Genomic DNA, 23,870 nt, shown 5'->3' with positions numbered 1-23,870 from the left:
TCCATATAAGGGTAATTTTATATCGTCAAAGGAAAAACCTCTTAAGGATGTGGATAAAAGATGAAAGTAGATATAATAGGCGATATCCATGGGTGCTATGATGAATTAAAAGCGTTAACAGAAAAACTTGGGTATGAGTGGCAAGACGGGATTCCTGTCCACTCTGACGGACGGCGCCTTGGATTTGTAGGTGATTTAACAGACCGGGGACCTCATTCACTAAAAGTGATTGAGCTCGTATGGTCACTTGTAATAAAGCATCAGCAAGCTTACTACTGTCCAGGCAATCACTGCAATAAGCTATATCGCTTCTTTTGCGGTAACAAAGTGCAGATTACTCATGGGTTAGAAACGACCGTTGCTGAGTACGAAGCTTTGCCTTCAAGAGAACAGAAATTCATTAAAAAAAAGTTCATTGAGCTTTATGAACAATCACCTCTATATGTGCAGCTTGATCAAAATCAATTAATTATTGCTCACGCCGGCCTTAAAGCTGAATACATCGGCAGAACGGATAAAAAAGTAAAAACCTTTGTGCTATACGGAGACATTACGGGTGAAAAACATCTAAACGGCATGCCTGTCCGACGGGATTGGGCCAAACATTATAACGGAAAACCTTTTATCGTGTATGGGCATACACCCGTAGTAAAAGCCAGAAAAATTCATAATACCATTAATATTGATACAGGCGCAGTTTTTGGAGGGGCTTTAACAGCGTTTCAGTATCCTGAAGGGAATATTATATCGGTGCCTTCATCTATGCCCTATGTAGAGGGAAAATTTAACGACTTCGTGTAAAAAGAAAGTCGCTTTTCATTTAAAAAGCGACTTTTATCTTACGATTTGAAGTTTCTGCATATCTGGCGGCAAAGGTGCTGTAAAAGACAAAGTTTCTTGTAAAAAAGGATGAAAAAAAGTGAGCTCATAGCTGTGGAGAGCTTGACGAGAAATAAGATGATTCGTTCCGCCATATAGGGTATCTCCAAGCAGTGGATATCCTTTATAAGCCATATGAACACGAATTTGGTGAGTTCTCCCCGTCTCAAGCGAAAGAGCAACTTCTGTAAAAGAAGAATACGGACGAAGCGCCGCATAGTGTGTAATAGCAAACTGCCCATCTTCTCTTACTTCCCGTTCGATAATACTTGACTCTTTTCGGCCAATCGGTGCCTCTATCGTTTCCTTGCCAACAAGCTTACCATGAACAAAAGCCCGATACACGCGTTTAATTTCATGTTCTTTTTGTGCTTTAGAGAATAAGTAATGAACGTGCCTATGCTTAGCGACAATAAGCAGCCCAGATGTGTCTCGGTCTAACCTATTCACAAGATGAACAGTCGAGTTAATGTTATTTTGCTCATAATAATAGAGCACAGCATTACTTAGCGACCACGTTAGATGTTCTCGAGAAGGTATACTTGGCATGTTTGGCTGCTTATTCAAAACTAATATATACTCATCTTCGTATACAATATCTAAAGGTATAGCTTTAGGGAGAAGACTTTCACTTGCTTTTTCTGGTGGAAACGCCACCTTGATTTCGTCACCTTTTTGCAGAATATATCGCACCGTTGCATGCTTTCCATTTACTTCAATTGCTCCTCCTCTGAACTTAATGTCCGTCAGCGAAGCTTTGGAAATATCATGTTCTTTTAAAAATTCACGAACCGCTACACCCTCGAAAGAATGATCTACGGTCCAACTCAACGTAAAAACTTGTTTCATTCTCTTCCCTGCCTTTAATCATCACATACAAAAGAGTCTCTGACACGCTGCCAGAAAGGAAACGCGCGAAAGCGAGCAAATCGAATTTTTTCGCTTGCTACCCGAAATTGAATCGACTTTACATCTTTATGTAAAAGAGTTAAATGATCAATGGTAATTTGAAAGTCTGCGTCGTTAACAGGCTTTAACAGCGCTGTATGATGTCCAGGAAGAACCAATGGAGAACCTATCGTACGGAACACTCGATTGTTAATAGAAGCCATTTCAGCAATTTGAATAGCTTGAAGCGAAGGATGTAAAATCGCGCCTCCAAGGGATTTGTTATAAGCTGTACTTCCCGAGGGAGTGGATACGCAAAGGCCGTCTCCTCGGAATGTCTCAAATCGCTGCCCTTTAATTTCCACATCCATTACTAAAGAACCTTCTACACTTTTCACCGTACATTCATTCAGAGCTAAGTATCGAGCTTCGCGTCCACCGTTTGTATAGCGAATAATCACTTCGAGCAGTGGATACTCTACAGTCTGATAGGGTGTCTTTGCAATAGCAATGACCAGCTTCTCAATCTCATCAGGTGTCCAATCTGCGTAAAAGCCTAAATGGCCGGTATGAACCCCAATAAAAGCCGTCTTGTCAAGTCGGTTTCGATAGCGGTGAAACGCGTAGAGAAGCGTTCCATCTCCCCCTACTGACACTACAATATCAGGCTGGTTTTCATCATATTCTAAATGAAAATCTAATAAATACGTTTTCATTTTTTGCATAAGCGTATTTGATATTTGGTTGCCTTTTGATGTAATAGCAAATTTTATTTTCTCCACCTAATTCTCTCCCCCTATCCATCCAAAGTACAAAGCTGTTGCTGAGTCATACCTAAGATTCTTCCGCCGATTCTTTTTTTCGTGAGAAAATAGCCTGGGCTTCTTGAATCTCACCTCGTATTTGAGACATTTCTTCATCGAGCTGAGTAGCCGCTTCAGAAGCACGCTGAAGTCGCTTTTTGATATTCTCAGGAAATTTCCCGCTGTACTTATAATTTAAAGAATGCTCAATTGTAGCCCAAAAATTCATAGCCAGTGTACGAATTTGAATTTCCACTAAAATTTTCTTTTCACCTTTAATTGTCTGAACAGGATAACATACGACCACATGATATGAACGATAGCCGCTTTCTTTTTTATGAAGAATATAATCTCTTTCTTCAATCAATTCAAAGTCTGTGCGCTGACGAAGGAGCTCTACGACCGCTTTAATATCGTCCGTAAATTGACACATCATACGGAGTCCCGCAATGTCCTGCATCTCTTCCTCTAAGCGATCCAGAGAAATTCCTTTTCGAGTCGCTTTATCCAAAATACTGGCGATAGGCTTTACTCGTCCCGTCACGAATTCAATAGGTGAATGCGTAGACTTCATATCATACTGTGAACGAATTCCTTTTAATTTCACCTTAAGTTCTTCAACGGCTTGTTTATACGGTGCTAAAAATAAATCCCAATGTCTGATCATTAATAACACCCCCCTTTTTTCTCTCTGTTACTTATTTTCTTTATCTAAAAAAACTTCCTCTACTCTTGCTACCATCTCGTCTCCATAATTCACATTTCCTTCGATGTTACTGATGAGATAAGATAGCTCTTCTTTAACGGCTGATAGCTCAATTACTTCCTTATTAATTTCTAAAAATACTTTCATATCTTTATGTAAGACGTGCTTTAAATTTGCCCAAATATTATCACTAAGGCCAACATACATAAATTGATCATTAATATCTACAACATATACAAATGACATGTTATCTGAGTCAACAAGCATTTGTTTTGTATCTTCCAATTGTTCAATTTCCGTCTCAATAGGGTCTGCTTTTAAATGTAATTCATTTGATTTCATCACACAGGTAGTGATGTCAATTCGATTGTGCATAAATAAACTCCTTCCAACTATACAATTCGTTACTATTTTAACACATTACAGGAACGTTTAATAAAGGTAAAACCTAAACAATCCGTATTTCTTCATTTTCCAAGTTCCCCATATGGATATTCCTGTTAGGAAATGTAGTTTTACTGTCTCAAAAAGTGTGATAAATTAAGATGGAAAGTGCCTTATCAAAAGACCTAAATTAAAAGGATGATTTCATTGAAACAAGAAATTGAAATTGAATTTAAAAATATAGTAACGAAAGAAGAGTTTGATCGTCTCCGCTCACACTTTCAATTAACTGAAGATCAGTTTATTTCTCAAGAAAACCACTATTTTGATACACCTGCTTTCTCATTGAAAGACTGCGGGGCTGCCCTGCGAATTCGAAGCAAAAAAGATAAATCCGTTCTCACCCTCAAACAGCCTCATCAAGAGGGTCTTTTAGAAACACATGAAGCATTAACAAATGAACAAGCTAAAGAATTGCTAGATGGCAGCGCCAAGATTCCTTCAACGATTCAACAGCTTATTACTGATTTACAAGTCGATAGCCATGCGCTAACTTATTTTGGCACTTTGCGTACAAGTCGAGCAGAAATTCCATATAAAAATGGGTTACTTGTACTCGATCATAGCTTTTATCTAGGTGCTGAGGACTATGAACTTGAATACGAAGTAACGGATGCCAATGAAGGGGCAAAACATTTTGAACAATTGCTTACGGAGCTTGATATTAAAAAGAAACCAACGGAAAACAAAATTCGACGGTTTTACAAGCAAAAGTATACGTTAATGGATGGAGAATAAATTCATGAGTATGAATATTAACCATTACATGTCTTCTGTTCAATTTCCTGGAACTCAGCCATTTTCAGTTAACAACCAGCTGCCAACAGCTAACGTGATGCTTGGTACAACTTTACTCTCTGTATTTGCTCAGCTTTTTCAAGACTACGTCAATCAAGAGCCTCAAATGAGTACCAATCTTTACTTGCAGGCAGCGCAGATGTTTCCAGCTACGGCGGTTCAAACGCTGTTCCAGCCATCTGTTTCTTCCTCAGATAAGGCAGCCGCTCCGACTGCTGCCTTACCTGCACAAAAAAACGAAACGGTAAAGGCCAGTTCTCAGGATATCCAAACGATAATTACAGAAGCAGCAGCACGCTACCAGCTGGACCCTAAACTTATTCGTTCTGTTATTAAACAAGAGTCAAATTTTAATCCATCTGCCAAAAGTTCTGTCGGAGCAGCTGGGCTTATGCAGCTAATGCCAGCAACCGCTAAAGCTCTTGGTGTAGAAGATCCGTACGACTCCAAGCAAAATGTATTTGGAGGAGCCAAATATCTTCGACAAATGTTAGATAAATACGACGGAAACGTGAAATTAGCGTTGGCGGCCTATAATGCTGGACCAGGTAATGTCGATAAATACGGCGGAGTACCTCCTTTTCAAGAAACGCAAAAATATGTAAACAAAATTATGTCTTCTTATCTTGTGTAAAAGAGTCCAATCATTCGCCACTCGAACGTGGAATGGCTGTAGTTTGTCGAGGTTACACTATATAAATAGAAGGAAACGTTTGTGAAAGGATTCCTTTGTTTCTCATAATTAGTGATTCGCCACAGCATCATAGACTTTTCTTATGTAAAATTCCACTTTATCTCTTTTCCAGTAGAAGAAGTAAGCGGATAGTTTGAGTTAACGAAATGACACTGCTAAAATTAAGGAAAGTAAAAAACACCAAAGAGTTAAGACGTATATTTCTTATAACAAAGGAGTTATCAACATGAGAGAAAAAATCCACTCCCCTTACGAATTATTAGGCGGTGAACATACGATTTCAAAACTTGTTGATGCTTTTTATACACGCGTTGGACAACATCCTGAGCTCGCGCCAATTTTTCCTGATGATTTAACAGAAACAGCAAGAAAGCAAAAGCAATTTCTGACACAATATTTAGGAGGGCCTTCGTTATACACTGAAGAGCATGGTCACCCTATGCTGAGAGCTAGACATCTTCCTTTTGAAATTACACCGTCAAGAGCCAAAGCCTGGCTGACGTGTATGCATGAAGCAATGGACGAAATTAATTTAGAAGGCCCTGAGAGAGATGAACTTTATCATCGTCTTATTTTAACTGCCCAACACATGATTAATTCACCAGAACAGACAGATGAGAAAGGATTTTCACATTGAGTAATCTAAACAGCCAATACCCATCCTTGCATCAGCTTTGTCAAGGTTCAAATAAAAAACCGCTTGAAATCTATGTATTTGTTGACCCTCTTTGTCCAGAGTGCTGGGCACTCGAGCCTATTCTAAAGAAGTTACAAATAGAATATGGTCAGCTGTTATCCCTCAAGCATGTGCTTGGCGGAAACTTGCAGCAATTAAATATTGGAGCACAGCAGAGATTTGAACATATTGCAAAATCGTGGGAGAAAACTGGAAGCCGCTCCGGCATGTCATGTGACGGCAACCTGTGGCTTGAAAACCCAATCGATACTCCTTACGCTGCATCAATTGCAATTAAAGCGGCCGGACTGCAAGGAAAGAAACAGGGCATTCGCTTTTTGAGAAGACTTCAAGAAGTAGTATTTTTAGAAAAACAAAATGTTACAGAAGAATCTGTCTTAATACAATGTGCAAAACATGTGGGGCTAGATGTTAATGAATTTGTAAAAGATTTGCATTCAGATTACGCTGCGAAGGCTTTTCAATGTGATTTAAAAATCACGTCGGAAATGGATGTCGATGAGATTCCAACTCTTGTGTTCTTTAACGAAAAAGTTGAAGAAGAAGGCATTAAGATATCAGGATACTATTCGTACGAAACATATGTACACATCATTAAAGAGATGTTAGAAATTGACCCAGATCCAGCTTGTCTTCCGCCTCTTCGTTCATTTTTAAGCTATTTTCAATTTGTTGCTTCAAAAGAAGTGGCAGTTGTGTATGGTTTATCATTAGAAGAGGCTGAAAAAGAATTGAAAAAACTTCAGCTTCAGCAAGTTGTTGAGAGAGTTCCTGTCAAATACGGAACCTTTTGGCGAAGTACTGAAAAGAGCTGTTAATTATTAAATGTTGATGCTTATCCTAAGCATCGACTAAACAAAAAAGACTTGGCTTTCGCCAAGTCTTTTCGTTTGTCTTAAGACAACAAGGGGATGGGAGAAATTTTTCACGGTCAAACAAAGGGGTATATGTTTGTTTTGTGATAAACTTCACGATTAATACTATAGCAAATTATGTCGACTTTTGGCAACCCCTTTTTTCAATTTTATTCACTTTTTTATAAAAAAACTTCATAAACAGCCAGATTCACTCATATAGTACAACCAATTATGCTTTTAATAGAGGTGTTAACTATGAAAATTGCTGGAATTACTCTAGGAGTTGTTATTCTTTTATTTTCTTTTTTATTCTATATTTTGTCTCTTATGCAGCTTGTCCCTCTCATTATCGCAGGCCCTCTCTTATTTTTAGCTATTCTTATTATCTTTACATTGCTTAACAATCACAACAAATTTCGAGGATTTAAAAAATGAAGCAGGATACAGCTCCTGCTTCATTTTAATTTTATTGATTTAATAAACGTTCCATTTCCGTTAATTTCTCTTCAAATACGGCTAGGGCTTCTTCAATAGGCTGAGATGTTGTCATGTCCACTCCTGCTTTTTTCAACACTTCAATTGGATAATCAGAGCTTCCTGACTTTAAGAAACCTACATAGCGCTCAACAGCTGCATCTCCTTCTTCAAGGATTTGCTTGCTTAATGCCGCTGCTGCACTGAACCCTGTAGCATATTGATAAACATAGTAATTGTAGTAGAAATGCGGAATACGAGCCCATTCTAATCCAATCTCTTCGTCAATTACTAAGTTGTCTCCAAAATACTTTTTATTTAAGTCATAATATAATTTTGTTAATAATTCAGGTGTAAGCGGCTCTCCGTTTTGAGCACGCACGTGCACATCGTGCTCAAATTCAGCAAACATCGTTTGACGGAATACCGTACCGCGGAATCCTTCTAAATAATGGTTAAGCAAATACAAGCGCTGCTTTTCATCATCAATTGTTTTTAGTAAATAATCGTTTAGAAGCGCTTCATTACACGTTGAAGCTACTTCTGCAACAAAGATTGAATAATCTCCGTAAGGATATGGCTGCGTTTTTCTTGTGTAATAACTGTGTACGGAATGGCCAAATTCATGAGCTAGTGTAAACAAATTATTTACATTATCCTGCCAGTTCATTAAGATATAAGGATTGGTGCCATACGTTCCTGAAGAATAAGCACCGCTTCGCTTGCCTTTGTTCTCATGAACATCTACCCAACGATTTTCAAATCCTTCTTTTAACACATTAAGGTAGTCTTCACCTAGTGGTTTCAGACCTTTTAAAATATAATCTTTTGCTTCTTCATAGCTTACTTCCATTTTTACGTCTTTTACTAAAGGCGTATAAAGGTCATACATATGAAGCTCTTCAATTCCCAATACTTTCTTACGTAAATCAATATATCGATGCAACAAATGCAAATTATCGTTCACTGTTTTAACTAAGTTATCGTATACTTCTTCTGGAATATTATTTGTGCTAAGAGCTGAGTGACGAGCTGAATTATAGTGACGAACGCGGGCGCTGAAATTATCTTTCTTCACCGTGCCGCTTAACGTACTTGCAAACGTATTTTTAAATTTCCCGTACGTTTCATACACCGCTTTAAACGCTTCTTCTCGTACGCGGCGATCGCTGCTTTCTAAAAAGCGAATATAGCGTCCGTGCGTGATTTCTACTTCTTCTCCATTTTCGTCTTTAATGGACGGAAATTCTAAATCTGCGTTATTTAACATTCCAAACGTGTTACTTGAAGACCCTAGTACTTCAGAAGCCTGAGCGAGAAGCGCTTCTTCACTTTCTGATAAAATGTGCGGACGCTCGCGAGTAATTTCATCTAACGCATGAGCGTATAACTTTAGCTCTTTATGTTCCGCCATGTATTGTTTAATTTTTGATTCTTCAATAGACAAAATTTCTGGTGTTACATACGATAGTGCACTTGCAATTTGAGTATAAAGGGTTTTAATACGATCATTTAATCCTTGATAAAAAGAGTTAGTGGTATCTTGATCGTAGCGCATGTGAGCATATGTATAAAGTTTACTAACGCGCATTGTGAGCTCGTCTTGCTCTTGAAGAGCGTCGTATAAAGTTTGAGCGGACTCTCCAAGTTTTCCTTTGAATTTTTCCATTTGCGAAATAAGAGCTTTTACTTCTTCAAATTCTTTTTCCCATGCGTCATCTGAAGCAAAAATATCCTCTAGTTTCCACGTATCTTCTACTTTTATCTCGCTTCTACTTGGTAACTTTTTCACTTTTGATTGTTCACTCATGGTCATCCCTCCATCTTTTTCTACCTGTCTATAACTGTTCGCTTTTTCTAAGGCGAATCCTTTTTATTTCTTTCGTTATTGTATGTTGTTTTAAAAGAATTAATCAAAAGTCAGTACGCTTTTGAAAAAAGGATTCTTTCTTAAGCGTACTGATTTTCAGTGGTTATGTCACTTCTTTTGCTTGATTTAACCACCTTTTCATCATTTGTCCATCTTCTAAAAACGCATCGGATGTTCGCTTTGGAATCGTGTAAGGCCTTCTGATTTTGTATACCCCAGAAGTTATAGACGTTAGCATCCCTAGCCGGCATAATACCTCTATATACTCAACCAAAGGCTGTTCCACAACAACAGGGGCCATCGGCAAAGACCGAAACACAATATGCCTCTGATGAATTCTGTAGAGCCATAGCCTGCATAACTCTTTTTCTGTAATTAAATCCCCTACGTGCTTTTCCTGCATTAAATCAAGAAGCAGCCATGTTTGCCATATAGTAGCAGACGTGTCAATCATGTATAAAGAAGGCAGCGGCATGCCTGCTTCTGCTGGAATATGAGAGGGAGGAATATTGCTTTCATAAAGAGCGTGTAAAAAAGGCTGAAGCTTCTGATTAGGATAGAGGATATAATGCGTTCTCCATGCCTTCTTTTTCTTTATCCATGAAGAGAAAAATTGAGGCTGTGTATGTGTAGAAAAAAGATCATGAAAGGTATGCTCGTGAGGAGAGAGCACGACAAGCTGTGCATAACAAATCTGAGATGAAAAAGGAATAAGATGTTCAAGTTTCAACAGTTGATTAGTAGAAGGTGAAAAATAAAGAAGTGTGGGCGTATAATCGGAAAGAGTAAGAAACTGCCACTCTTGAAAAGAAAGTTGATACATATAAGTGGATAAGCGCTTCATTCTTTTTGCCCCCATAATCCAAAGGGGCATATAATTTCCTTTCTCATAATGAATAGAACGTTTGGTTAGCGCTGAGGAAGATAAGGAAGCACATTGAAATTCGATTGCATATTTTTGCGAGGGCGTATCTACAAGAAGATCTGGACGCTGCATAATGTCAGGAAGATAACTTTCTAACTCGACTTCAAGATGAGAACTAAACCAGTGAAACAGCTTTCGTTTTCCGTCGAGATGATAATCTGTTTCACCTTCATGCTGAGCGACGCACGTTTTTTTCAGGTGCGCAAAATGAGGAATTTTTTTTGTACCTACCTTTAACTGTACAGGGGATTGACAAGAGGGACAGTAGAACTGCTTTTCTTTTTTCCACAGCTTAAGCTGTTCAAGCGAAAAGCGCTGAGCCAGTGAAATGAGGCCTTCGTCTGTTTGGGCAACTAACAATCATACATTTCTCCTTCCTATAGTAGCGAGCTATATCCTTGTATTCGACACCTTTCTACTAAACCCTTTTCTTTCAGAAAAAAACCACATTGCAGATACGCAATGTGGTTTACAGCAATTATAATAGCGGTGAAAGCAAACGGGCTGTTGATTCAAACAGCCGCTGTATAAATGGCCGCTTTTCAAAGTCTTTAAAGTGAAGCTCACTCGTTTCTTCTAAATCTTGCATATATTCATATACGAGCTTTTGGGTACTAGCTGTGCGATATAAAAAAGCATTTACTTCAAAATTTAAATGAAAGCTTCTCATGTCCATGTTAGCTGTTCCAATAGAGGCAATTTCTCTATCAACAATCACAATCTTGCTGTGCATAAATCCTTTTTTATACTCGTAAATTTTCACACCTGCTTCTAGCAGCTCCGGAAAATAAGAGCGTGATGCATGAAAAACAATTTTTTTATCGGGCTTCTGAGGTACAAGAAGCCTTACATCTATACCGCTTAAAGCAGCTACTTTGAGGGAAGTAAAAATATCTTCATCAGGTATGAAGTAAGGAGAAGCAATCCAAATGGACTCTTTCGCAGACGTAATCATCGAAAAAAATAAGTGTTTGATAATTTCCCACTCACGGTCTGGTCCGCCAGCAATCATTTGAACACCGCCGCACTTTTCCATATCAATGTCAATTAAATCAGGCGATAGATACGTTTGAGTAAGCATCGTCTGTCCTGTCATATAATACCAGTCTTGCAAGAAAATAAGTTGCAATGAACGGACTGCCTCACCCTTCACCATCAAGTGAGTATCTCTCCAAAAGCCAAAATGCCGACTTTTCCCAAGATACTCATCACCAATGTTCAAACCTCCTACAAACCCAATTGTTCCATCAATGACTACAATTTTACGATGATTACGGAAATTGATTTTATTATTGAGAAATGGAAGTCTGACCGGCAAGAATGGAATCATTTCTACGCCCGCGTTTCTTAACTCGTGAATATAATGCGGTGAAAGCTGAAAACTGCCCACAGCATCATACAAGAAGCGTACATAAACTCCTTCTTGTACTTTCTGAATCAAAATATCTTTAATTTGTTCTCCTAAGTGATCATGTCGTACGATGTAATACTCTAAGTGGATATGATGCCTTGCATGCTTTAATGATTCCATAATTTCGTGAAACGTCTCTTTTCCATTCGTCAATGCGCGCGTATCTGATGAAAAAGAAATTGGACTCTTGCCAAGCCTGACGGCTAGCTTCAGCATTTGCTTTCTACTGGTGCCCAACTGTTCAAAGTGATTTTCTAATATACCGGAATCTCTTTCCATCTTTAAAAGCACCTGTTCATCCAGCTTTGCTTTTTTAGCAAATAAACGCCGTTTTCGCGTATTGCGTCCAAATAACAAATAAAAAAAGAACCCTATTACCGGGAAACCGCCTAATACTACGAGCCACGTTAGCGTTTGAGTTGGATGACGGTTTTCTAATGAAATAACAAGACCGATGAAAACAACACTAATCGTAATTAAGATACTCAGCACGCCAATAAATTTACCGTCCCAATACCCTTTTGTAAAATAAAGCAAAGCAATAATACCAATAACAAAAATTAAAAGCTGTAATCTATTTTTCAACTTGTTTTCACCTATCCTACAACCAATCTTTCATCATTAATAACAGGTCTTTATACCGTTATTATCCTCAAACTTGTTATTTTAACACTACACTTTCCCGTGTAGGAACCAGCCCCTGCTTTTTCCACCTATATTGTTCAAACTGAGCAGAGAGCATTTCCAAAAAAGAGGGCAAAACAAAGACCGATTTCATATACATGAAATCGGCTGCTATTATCGTAAAGGAAAATACTGCTTTACTTGTTCAAGTGCATTTTCACTGATTAATTCTTTTCCATATTCCATTAAACGATGAACTGTTACATTTGATTCATTTGCATATTCTAAAATGATACTCAAAATGTTATCAATTTCAGCTACAAAGTCTTCATCATCTGTAAACTCAACGTATAAATAATATTTCCCTTCAAACACGTACATGCTGTTGATGATATCATCTAACTCTAAATGGTGACTTAAGGAAATTAAATGTTCTAAGTCTTGAAAGCGTGCGACGAACTGTAGCCCTTCGTCTTCTATAATTTCTTCTTCAAAATCAGCTTTTTTATTTTGATTCGCTTGATGATCAAGCAACGCTTCAATTTTTCCATCTACAGGGATATCGATTTTATCATTTTCACCAACAGGTACTTCGAACTTTTGACCGTCTTTTGAAACTTGTGCTCTTGTTACAATAACCTCTAGCCCCTTCTCAAGCGCATGTACTTGAATCCAAAGAGGACCTTCTGCTACAAACTCTTCTTCTTGATGAATTTCGTCCATCATCTCCCAGAATAGCTCTTCACTGCGCTCTCGGCTAAACCAAATTTCATTGCGATCAAATCCACGTTCTTCAATATCTACGTAAGTGACAAAGAATTTTACTGTGTTTTCATTAATGCGTTCGATTTCCATTATCATCTCTCCCTTCGGAAAAATCAGTGAAGGTAATCCGGCCATTTCGAACATTACCCCTAAACGATGAAGGGACTATTTTACCCCCGTGTTAAAGCAATATTACATGTACTTTCTCACTTTGTAAAGCATTCTAACTTGGGATATACAAGCATACACTATTTGAGTGAACCTTGTATATCTATTTTATGACAAAATGCGAAAGAAAGGAAATAAAAAATACTCTGACAACTCACAGCCACCTTACACCTTACTTTGTTATATACATAATCTCTTTACCCTATGAACGCTTTTTGTTAAAAATGAACACAGATAAAGCAATATGAGCTACTTATCCTTACATATTGGGAGGGAAGACTATTGGATTTAGAATTAATAACCTCCATTCTTCTTATTATCGGTATCGATATTGTATTAGGTGGAGACAACGCTATTGTTATTGCCTTAGCAAGCCGCAACTTACCTGAATATCAGCGAAATAAAGCTATTTTTTTAGGGACTGGCTTAGCTGTGATAGTTCGCATTGTACTTACTATTTTAGCTGTTTATTTACTAACTATTCCTTACTTGCAGCTCATCGGCGGTTTTTTATTAGTGATCATTGCCTTTAAGCTTCTTGTATCAGAAGGTGATGATGCATCTTCAATCCGTGCAGGTGTGACATTAGGCGCCGCTGTAAGAACGATTGTATTTGCTGATATTGTAATGGGACTAGATAATGTAATAGCTGTAGCAGGCGCAGCTCATGGAAATATTATCTTGGTTGTCACCGGATTACTCGTATCCGTCCCCATTATTGTTTGGGGAAGCAAGCTCATTTTGTATTTGATGGAACGGTTTCCTCTGCTCGTTTATGGTGGAGCAGCTATTTTAGCTTATACTGCTGGAAATATGATTGGACATGAGAAGAGTTTACATTCATTCTTTGCAGGCCATACATCTCTAGGAACATTTATTCCGTTTATAACAATTGCTGTTGTGCTGATAAGCGGCATGGCTGTTAATAGCTTTCGTTCAACTAAATGATAAAGAAAAGGCCATACTAAACATTTTTATTTAGTATGGCCTTTTCTTTAGTTTAATGAGCACAGCAGTCTTTTATTCATAAAACACTTTGTACACTTAAAAAATAATCTCTGTGAGTAAAAAAAGAATAGATGGTACGAGTAAACAACCAAGACCTGTATAAAATGTAGCTGTCATGGCTCCGTAAGGTACAAGTTTTACATCTGTCGCGGCTAAACCAGCCGCGACACCGCTCGTCGTCCCCATAATTCCTCCATAGATCATTGCTGTGCGAGGGTTGTTTAATTTGATTTTCTTAGCAAATATCGGTGTCAAAATCATAACTGAAATGGATTTAATTAATCCTACAGCTATACTTAACGCGATAACATCGGAGGAGGCTCCAATCGCAGTTCCAGAAACCGGCCCCACAATATAGGTCACGGCTCCTCCTCCGATTGTGGTCAAAGCAACGGGATCTCTATATCCAAAACAAAGAGCAATAATTACACCTATTACAAAGGAATAGAAAACCCCAAAAAACAAGGCCGTAATCCCGCTGATTCCCGTTTTTTTTACTTCGCTAAAATTGGCGCCGAACGCAGTAGCAATAATGGCAAAATCTCGCAGCATCCCCCCGCCCATTAAACCAATTCCTGAAAATAACTGTATATCAGAAATTCCTTTCTCTCCTCCTGTGTTCACTCCACCGATATAAGCAAGAATTAATCCAAACATAATAGCAATAGCAGATCCGTGAACTCTTCCTTTTGTTAATTTATCTGATAAAAAATAAGCAATATACATGACAATCCCAATAATAGCAAATGCCGTAATCAGCCCGTTATTTTCTAATCCTTCTTTGATCATATTCATCATTTTATCTGCTCCTTAGGTAAAATAGAAAGCTCTATTTCTTGTTCCTTCACCTTCGCTTTCTCTCCTATTCTGCTGATAAATGGTATGGATAAAAAGCCTACTACGACTACTAGCACCCCTGCAAGAATTGCCATGCCTCCACCATCAAGAGCAGCTACAACATTTTGCTGTGCAGACATTGCTACCACGATAGGAATATAAATACCTCCCCAAAAAGCAATGCCTTCTTCGGATTTTACTTGAAGCTTATTTTTCTTCTTTAAATAATCCACCGCTAGTACAAGAAGAAGCATGGACACCCCTACTCCTCCAACGTTGGCTTCTACTCCCATCAGCCCTCCTAATGCGTCCCCTACAATTACTCCTATCAACATGCAAATAGACAGCAGCGCTACACCGAAGATTATCATATTACTTCCTCCCCAACCCATTATTGAAAGCGTTTACTTTATAGTTTAAAAATAGTGTAAAGGAAAAAAGTTGAATAACCTATGCATTTTTAGTTATATACTTATATCAAAAACGACATAATGCAGTTTTTCTCTACCGTTTATTTTAGATTTATTCGAAAAAGAAATAAAAATCATGACATTTAGTCATGATCCTTATATGTATTCATGAGGCATACCGGAAGGTAAATGTTTAAAGTAATCAATCACAAACTGCCGGAAGGTTTGTTGTAAATCCGTCACGTAGCCTCCATTGTTCCAAGCTAAAAAGATAGTACGTTCAAATGTTTCCTCTTCAATTTTCAACAGTTTTACATCTTTTCCTGTAGAACCTCCCCACGTCACTTCAGGAATAAAACCGATTCCTTGCTTCGCTCTAATCAAACCTCTCACTGTTGCTGGATCATCGCTTTCAAACGTAATTTGAGGTACAAAATTCTGTTCCTTACAAATCACATCCGTTATTTTTCTTAATTCTTTCCCTTTCTTTAGCACAATGAATTTCTCATTTTTAAGTTCATTTAACTTTACACGTGATTGCTTGGCTAAATGGTGATCATGAGGGACTGCAAGCAAAATCGATTCACGAAGCAAAGGAGTATGTTGGATCTGACGGGTTGTTAATGGAAAAGCTGAAATACATAAATCAAAATCAGGCTGTGAATAGCTATTAGTCAAATGCTGCATCAGCCGAAAACGCACCTGAGGATATTGCTCACGAAACCTGCTTAATAGCTCTGGAAGTAAATGTGAACTAGCTAATACAACAAGACGAATTTCTTCACATGGATCGCTCGACATATCCTTTAGCTCGTGTTTTGCGTCTTCTAATGTTTTTAAAGCACGTTCTACTTTGGCACAGAACGCTTTACCATACCGATTTAATTTAATGTATTTACCGTTTCGATCAAACAAACGAATGCCTAGCTCTTTTTCCAACTGTGAAATCGTTTTGCTGAGCGCAGGCTGAGATACGTATAGCTCTTCAGCCGCTTTGCTGATATGTTCTAGTCTAGCAACTACTTGGAAATATTTTAGCTGTAAAAGCTCCAATCCGTTCACCACCACTTTTATATGTTTAATTACTCTCTTTCTTTATTAATTACATATATACTTCATTTTCCCTGCTATTTCGACAAAAAATAAGCAGCAGAGGCCATTTGGCTCCCTGCTGCTTATTTCTTTATATACCAACTTCAAGCAAACGTTACTTGGTTGGTTTCTTATTTAAATCTTAAACAGACAAATATAAAAATTAACCATTCACAAGTCTTTGAGCTTCGCGAAGTTGGAAAGTACGCACTTTACGTGGTAAGAAACGACGGATCTCGTCTTCATTATAACCAACTTGTAGACGTTTTTCATCAATGATAATCGGACGGCGCAATAAGCCAGGATTTTGCTGAATTAATTCATACAAATCTTGTAAAGGCATAGCGTCTACCTGAACGTCTAGTTTTTGGAAAGTTTTCGAACGTGTTGAAATGATTTCATCTGTTCCATCTTCTGTCATACGTAAAATTTCTTTAATCTCATCGATTGATAACGGCTCTGAAAAGATATTACGCTCTGTATATCCAATATCATTTTCCTCTAACCAAGCTTTCGCTTTACGACAAGATGTACAACTTGGTGATGTATATAATGTAACCATTTACTCCTTCACTCCTTCTATCATAATCGGTCATAACATTCAAAACATGAACTGTAAATCATGTTGTTTTATACAAACTTCAACGAGTGTAAATATTTAATGACTGATAATGAAAATCGATACTACTTTATAATTACTTTTAAAAAATAATATCTATTTGCATTATACTATAAACTTCATCGGAATGATATACTTTTTAAAGTGAACTAGTACATTAGTTCGTTCCTTCACTGTCATTATTTTCATTACCGATTTTCTTCATTATTTATTTACCACACTACTATTACGAATAAACCTGTAGATTAGTTTCATTTTTTTTATTATTTTTTTCTTTCACAAATTCCTCGAACTTTTCAGTCACTAAAAAAGCCTTGCAGAAGAAATGACTTTTCTGCAAAGCTTTTGAGATAATCTCTTATTTATTTAATAGCTGATGCGCTTTTTCCTCGTCTCATTAAGATAGGATACAGTAAAAGCCCGATGACAAATAAGCCAATACCTAGGAAAAATGTTTTTAAATCAGCTGTCCCTGTCTTAATCACCCATAGCGAATAAATAAGTGCTAACGAAGCAATAATTCCGTCTTTTACTCGCGATCCTTTAATAATATCGTACGTCTCACCTGTCACAATAAGCTTTAATTGATAAACTGTCGTCACAAAATAAGGAACTAAATAAGCGAGAGTAGCTACAACGATAGCGAAATTATAGGCTTGCGAAACTGTGCCTGAAATAGTCGCAAACAAAAACAACTGTGTTAAGCCATTTGTTAATGTTAGTGAGCGGGCTGGACTATTGTTCTGATTCGTTTTAGCAAACCACTGTGGAAACAACCCTGATTTTGCTGCTTGATAAGGAACTTCTGCACTCACAACAATCCATCCAACAGTAGAACCTAATAAAGATATAAGTGCTAAAATGGCCATTACATAAGCACCTTTATGTCCAATAACCATTTCTAACGTATCTACCAAAGGCTTTTGAGACTGCTGAAGCTGAGCTGTCGAAAGAATCCCCATAGCGAGAAGCGTAATTCCCACATAGATAACCATTGAGATTAATAATCCAAGCAGCGTTGCTTTCTTTACTACTTTTTGTGATTTTGCACGATTAGATAACAGTACAGCTGATTCAATTCCGATAAACGCCCACAGCGTAGCAATGGCTGCTCCATTGACCTGACTTCCTAATCCTACATTTATACCCTTTGAATTAACAAATTCTGTACTGACCAGGTTGGATGCGCTAAATAGCGATAGCGCCACAACAATAAATAAACCGAATCCAATAATTTTAGCTGCCGTTGTGATAAAGTTAATATTACCGGCGCTATTGATATCTCTCTGCAAAATAGCTTGAATCCCCCATAGTACAACAGAACATACTAAAAACGTAATAAATTTTCCAGCTTCTAATTGAAAATCTCCGACTGAAAATAAAATATCTTTACTCTCCATTACTGGAAAGAACGTTGTTAAGTACCCTGCAAACGATATGATGACAGATGCTGTTGCAGCCCAGTTTGCTGCCCAATAACCCCAAGCCATGCTATACCCAGCTACTTTACCTGCTTTAGGCGATGAAAAAAGATTCGCTGCATAACTTTGAGGCCCTCCTTTTAATTCAGGCTTTCTCATGACTAAGTTCCCGAACACAAGAGCAATCATGAATACGCCAAGACCTGTTGCAACCCAAGCAAGTGTTGAACCAATTGGACTTGATACGTTTGCTAAATTAGAAGGAAGCATAAATACTCCTCCGCCTACCATATTACCAACTACAAAGGCTGTTAAAAACCAAAGACCCCATTTTTTATCTTTCATTTGCCGTTTCTCCTTTTGCTTTCTAAAAGCTTAAACTTTTGACATAGAAAGCTCGATGCTAATCTATTAAAACATAGAAATTATTTGTTTCTTCATTTATTTCTTCATTTGTTTAACAATATAATATATTAGCACACTAAAGCGAAAAGAGAAATAATAAATCTTTCATTTTCTTTTGGAAAAAAATGAGACTTAAACATAACTAAATCACTTCAACCTAAAGACAAACAAATTGGGTAAATGAGCTAGTATGGATCACTTGTTCCACCGCTGTTGATTTTCGTGCAAGACTTTGCTTCCTGCAGGAGTTTTCGCCTTGCTCTCCAATCAACCGCTAGACGCGGCTACATACATGAAATCTACGTTCACCCTACCAATAAAAAAATCCGAACGAGTTGGATTCTTAATCAAGAATTCAACTCGTTCGGATTTCCCTTCAACGAAACTACTTTTATCCGGACCTCATTTTTTATCTTTTATGAAAACCTTTTGAATAGTAGACAACAACCAATAAAACAAACCATATCGGACCTACAATAAGGGCTATTCTTGTATCTGAGGAAAACCCCATCACCACTACTACTCCCGCTAAGAAAGCAAGAGCGAGATACGACGTATACGGGAAAAACGGAAGCTTATATTTTAAATCACTTACTTGCTGATCGCTTAATCCTCTGCGGAAGCGAATTTGAGAAAGTAAAATAATGCCCCATGTCCAAATCGCTCCAATAGTAGCAATACTTGTAACCCACGTAAACACCTTATCAGGAACAACATAGTTTAAGCCAACTCCGAGTAGCAGTACAACAGCTGAAGCAATAACTGCTGCACCAGGCACGCCGCCTTTTGTTAAGTTGGCATAGCGTTTTGGTGCTTCCCCGTGCTGAGCTAAATTAAATAACATACGGCCTGTACTAAAAATTCCACTGTTACAAGAAGATAAAGCCGCTGTTAACACTACAAAGTTTATAATCCCTGCTGCAGCGGGAATTCCAGCTTTATCAAATGTTAAAACAAATGGGCTTCCTTGTGTTCCGATCTCTGGCCAAGGATAAATAGACATAATAACAAACAAAGCTCCGATGTAAAAAATCAAAATTCTCCACAGAACATTATCAATGGCTTTTGTTAATGTCTTTTCCGGATTTTTCACCTCTCCTGCTGTTACCCCAATCATTTCAATACCAAGGTAAGCAAACATAACCATTTGAAGTGATAAAAGAACGCCTTTCATGCCATTCGGGAAGAAGCCCCCGTGATTCCATAAATTACTGATTCCTGTTGCAATACCGCCATTTCCAATTCCAAAGATAATCATGCCTAGTCCAAGCACAATCATAAGGATAATCGTTACTACTTTAATAAGAGAAAACCAAAACTCTAGTTCACCATATGCTTTTACAGCTAAAAAGTTAACGCCTGTCATGATAACAAGTGCTGCAAGTGCCCATATCCACTGGGGCACACCCGGGAACCAAAACTCCATATATACTCCAACAGCTGTAATTTCAGCCATACATGTAATAATCCACATAAACCAGTAGTTCCAGCCTGTTAAATAACCAGCGAGTGGCCCTAAATAATCGTTAGCATACTTACTAAAAGAACCGGCTACTGGATTTTGTACTGCCATTTCACCTAGCGCTCTCATAATAAAAAACATAATAAGACCACTGATTCCATACATGATAAGAATACCAGGACCTGCTAACCGAATAGCAGATGCAGAACCTAAAAACAGTCCAACTCCGATAGCTGCACCTAAAGACATTAAACTAATATGTCTTTCCTCAAGTCCACGGCTTAATTCTTTTTCTTGCGTGTTCTCTTGCATAATTCTCTCTCCTAACATGTCCGTTTCATTTAATAGCGGCTACTTGTATAGTATTAATTTATTTTTCAGTCAAATAATTCTAGGCAGTGTATGTACTAAAAATCTGATATTGCAAGTTCCACACCTGCACCTTTACCGCTATCACATCTATAAAATACAATATTAAAAAAACTTCACTTTGTTCATTTTATCAAAAATCACAAAAAATGCGATAGTTTTTTGTGATTTTCACAAATAAACTTACGATCAAAACATAATAAAAACCATTTTTTACATTATATGTTCTTATTTCACCATAATTTTCTTACTATTAAGAATAATCAATCGATTATTCTTCTATATTTTCAATTATAGATGCTTACTTTTCCCTAAAAGGGGTAAAGATAAGGTAACTGTTTAAACACTATTATGAACATCACCATGAAAAGATCAGTAGGAGGGTGCTATGAATTGGTATGAAAAACTAAGTCAATATTTTCCCATTGAAGAAATGAAATCAAAGAAGCATATCGAAACGCTTTTACAAGAACGCAGCGATATTTATCATAAAAATGAAGGACCTCATCACGTATTAATGTACGTGGAAACAGACCAATTTATCTTTATTGATTACCTCTTTGTTTCAAAAGACGCTAGAGGTCAAGGGCTTGGCGGTAAATTAATTGATGAGTTAAAACAGCATAACAAACCAATTATCTTAGAAGTAGAGCCTGTAGACTATAAAGATTCAGACTCAGCCAAACGACTGCATTTTTATAAACGTGCAGACTTTAAGCATGCTCAAACAATCGGCTATAACCGCCGCTCATTAGCTACAAATGAAATTAACCAGATGGAAATCCTATACTGGTCTCCTACCTCTGAAACAGAGGAAAGCATCTTAAATAAAATGAAAAAAACGTACGAGCTAATTCATACGTACAAAGACAAAGAAATATATGGTGCGTCTTATCAGCCGGCAGATCAAGTGTTAAAAATTGATAAAAATCGTAAAGACGGCGATATCTTAGCAGATTTATAAAAAGAAGGTAGACATGCGTCTACCTCCTTTTTATATTTTTGAATTATTATTCAAACCAAAACATTATTAAACACTTATATTCCTTTAGTTATAAGATTTACATATAGATATTTTGTCTTAAATATAAAATTCTGAAAATTTTCAATAGTATTTTCTAATCCTGTATTGTATAATACCTGTAAAGCGCTAATGTTACTTGTTCTTACATGTTTTTCTCAATTTAAAGTTTAGCGTTCTTTGATAACTAAATAAAAAACGACCTCGTTGTGAGATCGTTTTTGTTATGTTGTATATGCGGCAAACTCTGCTTGAGAACAAGACACGTAGTGACCTGGAGATACTTCTCTAAGCTCTGGTTCTTCACCGTTATAGTCATGGATACCTGGATCATAAATTTTGCGCTGACGCGTTTTTTCACTGTCAGGATCGGGAAGCGGAATAGCGGAAAGCAACGCTTTTGTATATGGATGAACAGGGTTTCGATAAAGCTCATCACTTGGTGCAAGCTCTACAATCTTACCTCTGTACATAACGCCGATGCGGTCACTAATGTATTTTACCATTGACAAATCATGGGCGATAAATAAATATGTTAGTCCACGTTCACGCTGTAACTTCTTCATTAAGTTAACAACTTGAGCTTGTATAGATACGTCCAAAGCTGAGATTGGTTCATCTGCGATGATAAAATCAGGTTCTACTGCCAGTGCTCTTGCGATACCGATACGCTGACGCTGGCCGCCACTAAACTCATGTGGATAGCGGTTTGCATGTTCTTTGTTAAGTCCCACGGTTTCAAGAAGCTCGTGAACCTTTGCCATACGCTCTTTTTTCGTCTTAGCTAAACCGTGAATGTCAATGCCTTCTGCTATGATATCTGCTACGGTCATACGAGGGTTAAGTGACGCATATGGATCTTGGAAAATCATTTGCATTTTACGATTGAATTTTTTAAGCTCTGAGCGAGATTTGCGACCATGTACATTTTCGCCATTAAATAGCACCTCACCGCTAGTAGCATCATATAAACGAATAATCGTTCTGCCTGTCGTTGACTTTCCGCAACCGGATTCACCTACAAGACCTAACGTCTCTCCCCGGAAGATGTCAAACGTCAGACCATCAACTGCTTTAATTGTTCCTTTACTTGTGAAAAAATGCTGCTTTAAGCCTTTAATCTCTAATAATTTATCTGTCATGTTATTCACCATCCTTCGCTACGAGTACAGGTGTACTGTATACATTATCAACTTTACGCATGCGACGCTGAACTGAAGCAGGCGGCTCTACTTTTGGTGCATCGGGATGTAACAGCCATGTTTTTGCATAGTGCGTATCAGATATTTTGAACATTGGAGGTTCTTGCTCAAAATCAATTTTCATTGCGTATGGATTTCGCGCTGCAAATGCATCTCCCTTTGGAGGATTCGTTAAATCTGGCGGCGTTCCAGGAATAGCAGCCAGCTCTTCTTCTGCCTCGTTATCTAAGCTTGGCATAGAAGCTAGCAGTCCCCACGTGTACGGATGTTTGGGATCATAAAATACTTCATCCACTGTGCCCGTTTCAACAATTTGACCAGCGTACATAACGGCTACTCGATCTGCTACATTTGCTACTACACCAAGATCATGGGTAATAAAGATAATAGATGTATCCGTTTTTTTCTGAATGTCTTTCATCAACTCTAAAATTTGAGCTTGAATGGTTACATCAAGCGCGGTTGTTGGTTCATCAGCGATCAGTAATTTCGGATTAGAAGCAAGAGCCATCGCAATGACAACACGCTGTCTCATCCCGCCGCTGAATTCATGCGGATATTGATTCACACGCTGTTCTGGAAAAGGAATGCCTACAAGCGTTAGTAGCTCGACTGCACGTTTTTTCGCTTCCGCTTTAGATACTTTAGAATGCTTGATTACGACTTCACCAATTTGAGCTCCAACTTTCATCGTCGGATTTAAAGAAGTCATTGGATCTTGGAAGATCATACCGATATCTTTGCCGCGAATAGCTTCCATTTCTTTATCCGTTTTCTTTGCTAAATCAATGCCGTCAAACAGCATTTCACCGCTTTTAATTCGGCCAGGAGGCATCGGAATAAGGCGCATGATCGTTTGTGAAGTTACACTTTTACCAGATCCTGACTCACCAACAATTGCTAGCGTTTCACCTTTATTTAAGTGGAAGTTAACGCCGCGAACAGCTTGAACTTCTCCGCCATATGTTTTAAATGATACAGCTAAATTTTTTACTTCTAATAAACGTGACATATGAGTTCA

The 23,870-nt window shown here is 37.8% G+C and carries 24 protein-coding genes; 8 read left to right on the top strand and 16 right to left on the bottom strand.

All coding sequences use genetic code 11. The annotated features are described in order from the left end of the window. The first annotated feature begins 60 nt into the window (after positions 1-60). On the top strand, positions 61-801 hold the full coding sequence (gene prpE / locus ACOZIR_RS12905) for a bis(5'-nucleosyl)-tetraphosphatase PrpE (RefSeq protein ID WP_045291893.1): 741 nt from the start codon (positions 61-63) through the stop codon (positions 799-801). 33 nt (positions 802-834) lie between these two features. On the opposite strand, the gene ACOZIR_RS12900 is transcribed toward prpE, so the two are convergent. The 4 genes from ACOZIR_RS12900 to ACOZIR_RS12885 form a co-directional block, all read right to left on the bottom strand. Further along, a complete protein-coding gene (locus ACOZIR_RS12900) occupies positions 835-1,728 on the bottom strand; it encodes an RluA family pseudouridine synthase (protein WP_310878270.1) in 894 nt (297 codons plus the stop codon). A gap of 14 nt (positions 1,729-1,742) precedes the next feature. Continuing rightward, positions 1,743-2,540, bottom strand: coding sequence for an NAD kinase (locus ACOZIR_RS12895; protein ID WP_025749877.1), 798 nt, complete (start codon positions 2,538-2,540; stop codon positions 1,743-1,745). Positions 2,541-2,601: 61 nt separating this feature from the next. Continuing rightward, on the bottom strand, positions 2,602-3,237 hold the full coding sequence (locus ACOZIR_RS12890) for a GTP pyrophosphokinase (RefSeq protein ID WP_014461566.1): 636 nt from the start codon (positions 3,235-3,237) through the stop codon (positions 2,602-2,604). A gap of 27 nt (positions 3,238-3,264) precedes the next feature. Then, entirely contained in the window at positions 3,265-3,651 is a 387-nt protein-coding gene (locus tag ACOZIR_RS12885; RefSeq protein WP_014461567.1) for a hypothetical protein, read from the bottom strand. Positions 3,652-3,867: 216 nt separating this feature from the next. Between ACOZIR_RS12885 and ACOZIR_RS12880 the strand changes: the two genes are divergently transcribed. From ACOZIR_RS12880 to ACOZIR_RS12860, 5 genes are all read left to right on the top strand, one after another. Beyond that, the gene (locus ACOZIR_RS12880) at positions 3,868-4,458 is read left to right on the top strand and encodes a CYTH domain-containing protein (protein WP_310878271.1); all 591 of its coding nucleotides are present in this window, start codon (positions 3,868-3,870) and stop codon (positions 4,456-4,458) included. Between the two features lie 4 nt (positions 4,459-4,462). Next, on the top strand, positions 4,463-5,152 hold the full coding sequence (locus tag ACOZIR_RS12875) for a lytic transglycosylase domain-containing protein (RefSeq protein WP_310878272.1): 690 nt from the start codon (positions 4,463-4,465) through the stop codon (positions 5,150-5,152). 286 nt (positions 5,153-5,438) lie between these two features. Then, positions 5,439-5,849 (top strand): globin-like protein, encoded by a 411-nt coding sequence (locus ACOZIR_RS12870; RefSeq protein ID WP_013055433.1) that lies wholly within the window; start codon positions 5,439-5,441, stop codon positions 5,847-5,849. Between the two features lie 26 nt (positions 5,850-5,875). Further along, positions 5,876-6,727 (top strand): ClpXP adapter SpxH family protein, encoded by an 852-nt coding sequence (locus ACOZIR_RS12865; RefSeq protein WP_028412354.1) that lies wholly within the window; start codon positions 5,876-5,878, stop codon positions 6,725-6,727. A gap of 294 nt (positions 6,728-7,021) precedes the next feature. Continuing rightward, the gene (locus ACOZIR_RS12860) at positions 7,022-7,201 is read left to right on the top strand and encodes a hypothetical protein (RefSeq protein ID WP_014461572.1); all 180 of its coding nucleotides are present in this window, start codon (positions 7,022-7,024) and stop codon (positions 7,199-7,201) included. Between the two features lie 31 nt (positions 7,202-7,232). On the opposite strand, the gene pepF is transcribed toward ACOZIR_RS12860, so the two are convergent. From pepF to mecA, 4 genes are all read right to left on the bottom strand, one after another. Then, positions 7,233-9,050: an oligoendopeptidase F gene (gene pepF / locus ACOZIR_RS12855; RefSeq protein WP_045291897.1), complete on the bottom strand. Its 1,818-nt coding sequence runs from the start codon at positions 9,048-9,050 to the stop codon at positions 7,233-7,235. 163 nt (positions 9,051-9,213) lie between these two features. Next, entirely contained in the window at positions 9,214-10,395 is a 1,182-nt protein-coding gene (locus ACOZIR_RS12850; RefSeq protein ID WP_340141579.1) for a competence protein CoiA, read from the bottom strand. Positions 10,396-10,513: 118 nt separating this feature from the next. Beyond that, a complete protein-coding gene (gene cls, locus ACOZIR_RS12845) occupies positions 10,514-12,031 on the bottom strand; it encodes a cardiolipin synthase (protein WP_013081764.1) in 1,518 nt (505 codons plus the stop codon). Positions 12,032-12,244: 213 nt separating this feature from the next. Further along, a complete protein-coding gene (gene mecA / locus ACOZIR_RS12840; RefSeq protein ID WP_013055427.1) occupies positions 12,245-12,925 on the bottom strand; it encodes an adaptor protein MecA in 681 nt (226 codons plus the stop codon). Positions 12,926-13,285: 360 nt separating this feature from the next. Here mecA and ACOZIR_RS12835 point away from each other — a divergent pair, with 360 nt between their 5' ends. Continuing rightward, entirely contained in the window at positions 13,286-13,951 is a 666-nt protein-coding gene (locus ACOZIR_RS12835; protein WP_045291899.1) for a TerC family protein, read from the top strand. 96 nt (positions 13,952-14,047) lie between these two features. Here ACOZIR_RS12835 and madM read toward each other — a convergent pair whose 3' ends face one another. From madM to ACOZIR_RS12805, 6 genes are all read right to left on the bottom strand, one after another. Next, on the bottom strand, positions 14,048-14,809 hold the full coding sequence (gene madM, locus ACOZIR_RS12830; protein ID WP_045291900.1) for a malonate transporter subunit MadM: 762 nt from the start codon (positions 14,807-14,809) through the stop codon (positions 14,048-14,050). Continuing rightward, the gene (madL, locus tag ACOZIR_RS12825; protein ID WP_045291902.1) at positions 14,806-15,219 is read right to left on the bottom strand and encodes a malonate transporter subunit MadL; all 414 of its coding nucleotides are present in this window, start codon (positions 15,217-15,219) and stop codon (positions 14,806-14,808) included. Before madL ends, madM begins: the two co-directional genes overlap by 4 nt. 195 nt (positions 15,220-15,414) lie before the next feature. After that, a complete protein-coding gene (locus ACOZIR_RS12820) occupies positions 15,415-16,311 on the bottom strand; it encodes a LysR family transcriptional regulator (RefSeq protein WP_045291903.1) in 897 nt (298 codons plus the stop codon). Positions 16,312-16,513: 202 nt separating this feature from the next. Beyond that, on the bottom strand, positions 16,514-16,912 hold the full coding sequence (spxA, locus tag ACOZIR_RS12815; RefSeq protein ID WP_013055422.1) for a transcriptional regulator SpxA: 399 nt from the start codon (positions 16,910-16,912) through the stop codon (positions 16,514-16,516). A 419-nt stretch (positions 16,913-17,331) separates the two neighbouring features. Continuing rightward, positions 17,332-18,735, bottom strand: a complete 1,404-nt coding sequence (locus ACOZIR_RS12810; RefSeq protein WP_045291904.1) for an amino acid permease — start codon at positions 18,733-18,735, stop codon at positions 17,332-17,334. Positions 18,736-19,204: 469 nt separating this feature from the next. Next, entirely contained in the window at positions 19,205-20,569 is a 1,365-nt protein-coding gene (locus ACOZIR_RS12805) for an amino acid permease (RefSeq protein WP_045291905.1), read from the bottom strand. A 445-nt stretch (positions 20,570-21,014) separates the two neighbouring features. Between ACOZIR_RS12805 and ACOZIR_RS12800 the strand changes: the two genes are divergently transcribed. After that, the gene (locus ACOZIR_RS12800) at positions 21,015-21,590 is read left to right on the top strand and encodes a GNAT family N-acetyltransferase (RefSeq protein ID WP_013055419.1); all 576 of its coding nucleotides are present in this window, start codon (positions 21,015-21,017) and stop codon (positions 21,588-21,590) included. 281 nt (positions 21,591-21,871) lie between these two features. On the opposite strand, the gene ACOZIR_RS12795 is transcribed toward ACOZIR_RS12800, so the two are convergent. After that, complete coding sequence (locus tag ACOZIR_RS12795; protein WP_045291906.1) at positions 21,872-22,789, bottom strand: ABC transporter ATP-binding protein; 918 nt, start codon at positions 22,787-22,789, stop codon at positions 21,872-21,874. A 1-nt stretch (position 22,790) separates the two neighbouring features. Continuing rightward, positions 22,791-23,861 (bottom strand): ABC transporter ATP-binding protein, encoded by a 1,071-nt coding sequence (locus ACOZIR_RS12790; protein ID WP_028407470.1) that lies wholly within the window; start codon positions 23,859-23,861, stop codon positions 22,791-22,793. Between the last annotated feature and the right edge of the window lie 9 nt (positions 23,862-23,870).

This window comes from Priestia sp. D3YE.R1 (assembly GCF_049199565.1).
In the GTDB taxonomy this organism is placed as follows: domain Bacteria; phylum Bacillota; class Bacilli; order Bacillales; family Bacillaceae_H; genus Priestia; species Priestia aryabhattai.
The sequence above is the reverse complement of the archived record's forward strand: the minus strand, read 5'-3'. Positions and strand labels throughout refer to the sequence as shown.